7 protein-coding genes are annotated in these 7,352 nt (G+C 62.7%); 1 reads left to right on the top strand and 6 read right to left on the bottom strand.

Going from position 1 to position 7,352, the window contains the following annotated elements; all coding sequences use genetic code 11:
- Positions 1 to 446: 446 nt before the first annotated feature.
- Complete coding sequence (gene murA / locus JGU71_RS20220; RefSeq protein WP_199706069.1) at positions 447 to 1,724, bottom strand: UDP-N-acetylglucosamine 1-carboxyvinyltransferase; 1,278 nt, start codon at positions 1,722 to 1,724, stop codon at positions 447 to 449.
- A 105-nt stretch (positions 1,725 to 1,829) separates the two neighbouring features.
- Between murA and JGU71_RS20215 the strand changes: the two genes are divergently transcribed.
- On the top strand, positions 1,830 to 2,429 hold the full coding sequence (locus JGU71_RS20215; protein WP_199706068.1) for a cob(I)yrinic acid a,c-diamide adenosyltransferase: 600 nt from the start codon (positions 1,830 to 1,832) through the stop codon (positions 2,427 to 2,429).
- Between the two features lie 5 nt (positions 2,430 to 2,434).
- Here JGU71_RS20215 and JGU71_RS20210 read toward each other — a convergent pair whose 3' ends face one another.
- The 5 genes from JGU71_RS20210 to atpA are packed head-to-tail and all read right to left on the bottom strand — an operon-like array spanning position 2,435 to position 7,348.
- Positions 2,435 to 2,857 carry a DUF2550 domain-containing protein gene (locus JGU71_RS20210; RefSeq protein ID WP_199706067.1) on the bottom strand — a complete coding sequence of 141 codons (423 nt, stop codon included), beginning with the start codon at positions 2,855 to 2,857 and terminating at the stop codon, positions 2,435 to 2,437.
- A gap of 43 nt (positions 2,858 to 2,900) precedes the next feature.
- Positions 2,901 to 3,266, bottom strand: coding sequence for a F0F1 ATP synthase subunit epsilon (locus JGU71_RS20205; RefSeq protein WP_199706066.1), 366 nt, complete (start codon positions 3,264 to 3,266; stop codon positions 2,901 to 2,903).
- A 35-nt stretch (positions 3,267 to 3,301) separates the two neighbouring features.
- Positions 3,302 to 4,753, bottom strand: coding sequence for a F0F1 ATP synthase subunit beta (gene atpD / locus JGU71_RS20200; RefSeq protein ID WP_199706065.1), 1,452 nt, complete (start codon positions 4,751 to 4,753; stop codon positions 3,302 to 3,304).
- Position 4,754: 1 nt separating this feature from the next.
- The gene (locus JGU71_RS20195; RefSeq protein WP_199706064.1) at positions 4,755 to 5,678 is read right to left on the bottom strand and encodes a F0F1 ATP synthase subunit gamma; all 924 of its coding nucleotides are present in this window, start codon (positions 5,676 to 5,678) and stop codon (positions 4,755 to 4,757) included.
- Between the two features lie 14 nt (positions 5,679 to 5,692).
- Positions 5,693 to 7,348: a F0F1 ATP synthase subunit alpha gene (atpA, locus tag JGU71_RS20190; RefSeq protein ID WP_199706063.1), complete on the bottom strand. Its 1,656-nt coding sequence runs from the start codon at positions 7,346 to 7,348 to the stop codon at positions 5,693 to 5,695.
- Positions 7,349 to 7,352 lie beyond the last annotated feature (4 nt).

Here is a 7,352-nt window from a genome sequence, read left to right as displayed (position 1 = left end):
ACCAAAACAAAATATTTGGCACTGACATTCATCGACACACTGTTGAGTTCTCAAAGAACACGCACACACCATCCAACCCACCAAAGCAGGTCATCCGGGGCAACCGTTCCAGCCTAGCTGATCGTCTGGCCGGAGTCAAAATCCGGTTCCATCTCGATCGGGTGAAGACACGTTCCTACCTAGCGTTCGTGTCCTCGGGAGTTCAAAGCGCTCGACCGTCCAACCTCGTTTCCCGTGACCTTGCGGTCTTGGCCTCTCGGCTCCGGGTCGGTGTCCGTGTCGCTCTGACTTGAAGAAAGTTACGCGAACAAGAACACCACGTCAAATCGCCTGGTCCAGCACAGAATTCGCGGGAAACACGCTGGTCAGAGAGGTGCAAAAAACAGCGGCGCGCACTGGAAAGCCGAAAGCGGCCCGAATTGTGGCGCAGGCCACAACTCGAACCGCTATTTGGGTCCTTCGGTACTCGGAACGCCCACTCTCTCGATGTCGGCGCCCAGCTCCTGCAAGATCTCGACGAACCTCGGATACCCACGATCGATGTGGTAGACGTCGTGCACCTCGGTCGTCCCGTCCGCCACCAGTCCCGCGAGCACCAGACCGGCGCCGGCACGGATATCCGATGACCAGACCGGCGCGCTGGACAGCTGAGGAACACCGCGTATCACTGCGTGGTGCCCGTCCGTACGTGCATCGGATCCCAAACGAATCATCTCTTCGACAAATCTGAACCGCGCCTCGAAGACGTTTTCCGTGATCATCGACGTTCCGTCTGCGATTGCGGCCAAGCCGATCGCCATCGGTTGCAGGTCCGTGGGGAATCCAGGGAACGGCAGGGTCGAAAAATTGACCGCACGTGGACGCTCTTTCTGCACGACTCGAAAACCGTCGGGCTCGAACGACACCTGCGCGCCTGCCGACCGCAGTTTCTCCAGCACGAGCGAAAGGTGCTTCGGATTCACCCCGGTGACGCGGACGTCGCCGATAGTCATGGCAGCAGCTATCCCCCACGTCGCAGCGACGATCCGATCACCGATCACCCGGTGTGTGGTCGGTTCGAGCTTCTTCACTCCCCTGATCGTGAGAGTTGTGGTGCCTGCCCCGCTGATCCGCGCGCCCATCTGGACAAGCATGTTGCACAGATCGACGATGTCCGGCTCGCGTGCAGCGTTGTCGATGACTGTTTCGCCATCGGCAAGCGCCGCTGCCATCAGAATGTTCTCCGTCGCGCCGACCGACGGGAAGTCCAGACGAATCTTCGCGCCCTCCAGCTTGTCAGCCCGTGCGACAACGCAACCGTGCTCGATTTCCGCGTGTGCACCGAGCAATCTCAACCCGGCCTGATGCATATCGAGTGGTCGCGAACCGATCGCGTCCCCACCTGGTAGCGCGACAACCGCACGCCTGCATCTCGCAACCAGTGGACCGAGCACACATACCGACGCTCTGAACTGCCGGACCGCCGGAAAGTCGGCTTGATACTTGGGCTCGGCCGGCGTCGTGATCCGGCATTCGTCGCCCTCGAGCACCACCTCGCAGCCGAGGCCGCGTAGCACCTCGGCCATCAGCGGAACGTCGAGAATGTCCGGACAGTTTGTTATGACACTTGTACCTTCGGCCAACAAAGCCGCAGCCATCAACTTCAGAACGCTGTTCTTCGCGCCCCCGACAGCTACCTCGCCGGCGAGCCGATTACCGCCGGTGACTAGGAAGCGTTCACTCACAGTTGGACAGCCTAGTCAGCACGCGACCTGCCCGAGTGCCGCCTCCGCCAAAAGCCCGCAGCGGGTGTTCCCCTCCCCCAGGATGTGAGCAGTACCGTTGGCTTCATGGCCGTACATCTCACCCGGATCTACACCCGCACCGGCGACGACGGGACGACGGGTCTCAGCGACTTCTCCCGCATTTCGAAGAACGATCCGCGTCTACAGGCGTACGCCGACTGCGACGAGACGAACGCCAGCATCGGCGTCGCCGTCGCCCTCGGTAATCCAGCACCGCAGATCAACGAGGTTTTGCGGCAGATACAGAACGACCTCTTCGACGCGGGCGCCGATCTGTCGACCCCTGTCGTCGAGGACCCGCAGTATCCCCCGCTGCGTATCCACCAGTCCTACATCGATCGTCTCGAAGGCTGGTGCGACGAGTTCAACGAGCAGTTGGCCCCACTGCACTCGTTCATCCTGCCCGGCGGCACTGCGCTGGGCGCGCTGCTGCACACGGCGCGAACAGTCGCGCGACGCGCCGAACGCTCGGCGTGGGCGGCGGTCGATGCCAACCCGGCCACGACCAACGTCCTACCTGCGAAGTACCTCAATCGCCTGTCGGATCTGCTGTTCATCTTGAGCCGCGTGGCAAATCCTGAGGGCGATGTCCTGTGGAAGCCGGGAGCCGGCGACAGCACCGAGGCTGCGGCCGAGGAAAACTAACCTTCTCAGCCGTGCCGGCCGCGCATCGACCGACCCGAGGGACGCGATTCCACCCAGGACAGAAACGCCGTCATGGCACCGCGGTCGAGCGCAACTTCCAGACTCCGGTTGGCCTCGCGGACGCTGAGCACGACGATCTCGTCTGTCATGATGTCGACCTCGCTGTCCTGCGGCGAACGGCGATTCTCGACCGCGATGTCCTGCCGGTTGACCCGAACGTCGGGACCGAACCGCAGGCTCGACAACTTGTAGAAGACGAGAGAATCCTCGCCGTATCGAATCAATCCGTGCCGCCAACCCTGGCTACCTACGCCGGGTGTGGTTCGGATGATCGCAGAGGTCCCACCGCGACGAAGAATCATCAAGCGGTAGAAGGACATAGCAAAAAGGACGGCCAACATTGCAACCAGAATGATGAGAAGAACCATTCCGGTTTGCAACGCTAGCCGCCCTTCGCTGTTGGGAGAGCTACTAGACGGACTTGCCGACGGCGCGCAGTCGCGCCCGACCCCGAGCCTGTGCGCGCTCGTCGTCCGAATCTGCGTCCCGCTGAGCCTTGTCGACGTCGATATCGTCTGACGCCTCGACGTCCTCGGCCAGGATGATGACTCCACTCTCGCTCACCGAGAGGAACCCGCCATCGACCGCGAACGTCAACTCTTCGCCGTCGACGGTGTCGATCCGAACCGTCGCGTCGTCGACCAACGCCGCTACCAGCGGAATATGCTGCGGCAGAATGCCGATCTCACCACTGATCGTGCGGGCGAACACGAATGTCGCATCGCCCGACCAGACGCGGCGATCGACAGCAACAAGCTCGACTGTCATCTCGCTCATGTCACACGCCCTTTCCGGTGTTCAGCGACGCATCGTTAGAACTTGACACCAAGTCCCTCTGCCTTCTTCTGCAGATCCTCGAGTCCACCGATGAGGAAGAACGCCTGCTCGGGAAGGTGGTCGAAGTCGCCCTTGGTGAGCTTGTCGAACGCCTCGATGGTCTCCTTGAGCGGAACGTTGGAGCCCGGCTGGCCGGTGAACTGCTCAGCAGCCATCATGTTCTGCGACAGGAAGCGCTCGATGCGTCGCGCACGGTTGACCAGCTGCTTGTCTTCTTCCGACAGCTCGTCGATACCGAGGATCGCGATGATGTCCTGCAGGTCCTGGTAGCGCTGCAGGATGCGGATGACTTCCTGCGACACGCGGTAGTGATCCTCGCCGACGATGCCCGGCAGCAGAATCGTCGAAGACGATGCCAGCGGGTCGACCGCGGGGAAGATGCCCTTCGAGAACACCGCACGGGAAAGCTCGGTGGTCGCGTCGAGGTGGGCGAACGTCGCCGCAGGCGCTGGGTCGGTGTAGTCGTCGGCGGGCACGTAAACGGCCTGCATCGACGTGATCGAGCGACCCTTGGTCGAGGTGATTCGTTCCTGCAGGATGCCCATTTCGTCAGCAAGCGTCGGCTGGTAACCAACGGCAGACGGCATACGACCGAGCAGGGTAGAGACCTCGGAACCGGCCTGGGTGTAACGGAAGATGTTGTCGATGAAGAGCAGAACGTCCTGGTTCTGCTCGTCGCGGAAGTACTCGGCCATCGTGAGGGCCGAGAGTGCGACGCGCATACGCGTGCCGGGCGGCTCGTCCATCTGACCGAACACCAAGGCGGTGTCCTTCAGGACGTTCGCGTCGGCGAGCTCGACCCAGAGGTCGTTACCTTCACGAGTACGTTCACCGACGCCGGCGAAGACCGAGGTACCACCGAAGTTGCGGGCGATACGGTTGATCATCTCCTGGATGAGAACCGTCTTACCGACACCGGCACCACCGAAGAGGCCGATCTTGCCGCCTCGCACGTACGGGGTGAGCAGGTCGACGACCTTGAGGCCGGTCTCCAGCATCTCGGTACGGCCTTCGAGCTGGTCGAATGCCGGTGGCTTGCGGTGGATGGCCCACTTCTCGAAGTCCGCGCCGTAGCCGGGCTCGTCGAGGCATTCGCCGAGGGCGTTGAAGACGTGGCCCTTGACGCCGTCGCCGACGGGCACCGAGATCGGCTTGCCCGTATCGGTGACCTCGACGCCACGGACCAGGCCGTCGGTCGGCTGCATCGAGATGGTGCGGACCAGGTTGTCGCCGAGGTGCTGTGCAACCTCGAGGGTCAGCGTCTTGGCCAGCTCCGGGAAGGTGATCTCGGCGTGCAGCGCGCTGAAGAGCTCAGGCACGGCACCGCGCGGGAATTCCACGTCGACGACCGGTCCGGTGATCCGGACCACGCGACCTGCGCGCTCGGCGGCGCCGGCGTCTTTGGTTTCGGTTACGGCGGAGGTCATGTCACTCGTCACTTCCTGTTGCGGCAAGCGCGTCAACGCCACCGACGATTTCACTGATTTCTTGGGTGATCTGAGCCTGGCGAGCGCGGTTCGCTTCCAGCGTGAGCGCCTTGATGAGGTCGTCCGCGTTGTCCGTCGCAGCCTTCATGGCACGACGACGAGCGGCAGACTCCGATGCCGAAGCCTCCAGCATTGCGGCGTAGACCCGCGTTGCGAGATAGCGAGGCAGCAAGGTTTCGAACAACTCCTGCGCATTGGGCTCGAACTCGAACTCGGTGCGCTTCGGCTCCTCGGAGTACTCGACGACCATCGGAGCGATTCGGCGAGCGCGAGCCGTCTGCGTCAACATCGAGCGGAACTCGGTGAAGACGATGTGCAGCTCGTCGACGCCCGAAACCTCTTCGGGTAGCGGATCGTCGTACGGCAGATCGGTTCCGACGACGAACGCGGCGACTAGTGCATTCGCGATTTCGGTCGCGTCCGCATACGTCGGCTTCTCCGAGATGTTCGTCCATGACTGGACGACCTCGCGGCCACGGAACTTGTAGAAACCGAGTGCCTTACGACCGACCGTGTAGACGACCGGCTCTTTGCCCTCGGAGCGGAGCTGTTCGAACAGTTCCTCGCCCTTGCGCAGCACGTTGGCGTTGTAGCCGCCGCAGAGACCACGATCGGACGACACGATCAGCACGCCGGCCCGGCGGGGCTTCTCGCGCTCGACGAGCAGCGGGTGGTCGAGTGTCGACTCGTCCGCCAGCGTCGTGAGCATCTTGGTCATTTCCTCGGCGTAGGGCCGTGCCGCTTCGACACGGGCCTGCGCCTTGGAGATACGCGAAGTAGCGATCAGCTCCTGGGCCTTGGTGATCTTCTTGATCGACCCCGCCGATTTGATCCTTCGGCGTAGGACACGTATTTGTGCGCCCATTTAGAATCGCACCCTTATTTCTTGTCGGGAGCGGACCGGTGGACGGTAACCGATTCTGTCTGCTCCTCTTCGGATTCCTTCGAGTCTTCCTTGGGCTCTTCTTTCTTCGCCTCGACGGAACTGCCGTCGGTGGCGGAGAAGCCCTTCTTGAACTCGTTGACCGCATCTGCCAAGGCCTCGGAAGCGTCGTCCGACAGCTTCTTCGACTCGCGGATCTCGGTCAGGATGTTCTCGTGACGGCTGCGCACGTTGTCGAGGAATTCGCTCTCGAAACGGATGACGTCGCCGACCGGAACCGAGTCGAGGTGACCACGGGTACCGAGGAAGATCGCGACGACCTGCTCCTCGACCGAAAGCGGGCTGTACTGCGGCTGCTTGAGCAGCTCGACGAGACGGGCACCACGATCGAGCTGCGCCTTCGACGTCGCGTCGAGGTCCGATGCGAACGCCGCGAACGCTTCGAGCTCGCGGTACTGCGACAGGTCGAGACGCAGTGAACCTGCAACCTCTTTCATCGCCTTGATCTGCGCGGCGCCACCGACGCGGGACACTGAGACGCCGACGTTGATCGCGGGACGAACACCCTGGTTGAAGAGGTCGGTCTCGAGGAAGCACTGACCGTCGGTGATCGAGATGACGTTGGTCGGGATGAACGCCGAGATGTCGTTGGCCTTGGTCTCGATGATCGGGAGACCCGTCATCGATCCGCCACCGAGTTCGTCGGACAGCTTCGCGCAACGCTCCAGCAGACGGGAGTGCAGGTAGAAGACGTCACCGGGGTAAGCCTCACGGCCCGGCGGACGACGCAGCAGCAGCGAGATGGCACGGTAGGCCTCGGCCTGCTTGCTCAGGTCGTCGAAGATGATCAGAACGTGTTTGCCCTGGTACATCCAGTGCTGACCGATGGCCGAGCCGGTGTACGGCGCGAGCCACTTGAAGCCTGCGGAGTCGGAAGCCGGTGCAGCAACGATCGTGGTGTACTCGAGCGCGCCGGCATCTTCGAGGCCCTGGCGAACGGCCGCGATGGTCGAACCCTTCTGGCCGATGGCGACGTAGACGCAGCGCACCTGCTGGTCGGGGTCGCCGGTTGCCCAGGCCTGCTTCTGGTTGATGATCGTGTCGACGCACACCGCGGTCTTGCCGGTCTTGCGGTCGCCGATGATGAGCTGACGCTGACCGCGACCGATGGGGGTCTGCGAGTCGATCGCCTTGATGCCGGTCTGCAGCGGCTCGCTGACGCCCTGGCGCTGAACGACCGACGGTGCCTGCAATTCGAGTGCACGACGCGTCTCGGCTTCGATCTCGCCGAGTCCGTCGATCGGGTTGCCGAGCGGGTCGACAACGCGGCCGAGGAAGTTGTCGCCGACGGGTGCGGACAGAACGGTTCCGGTCCGCTTGACCTGCTGGCCTTCCTGGATGCCCTCGTAGTCACCGAGGATGACGGCGCCGATGCTGCCCTCGTCCAGGTTGAGCGCGACACCGAGCACGCCGCCGGGGAATTCCAGCAGCTCCTGGGTCATCGCCGATGGCAGGCCCTCGACGTGCGCGATACCGTCGCCGGTATCGGCAACGATGCCGATCTCCTCGCGGGAGGATTCGGACGAGAACGTGGCGACGTATTTTTCAATCGCGCCCTGAATCTCTTCGGTTGAGATCGTCAACTCCGCCATGGCT

Origin of the sequence: Antrihabitans stalagmiti, assembly GCF_016482825.1 — a bacterium.
Classification (GTDB): Bacteria; Actinomycetota; Actinomycetes; order Mycobacteriales; family Mycobacteriaceae; genus Antrihabitans; species Antrihabitans stalagmiti.
Note: the sequence above shows the minus strand (reverse complement) of the source record. Positions and strands in the feature narration are given on the sequence as shown.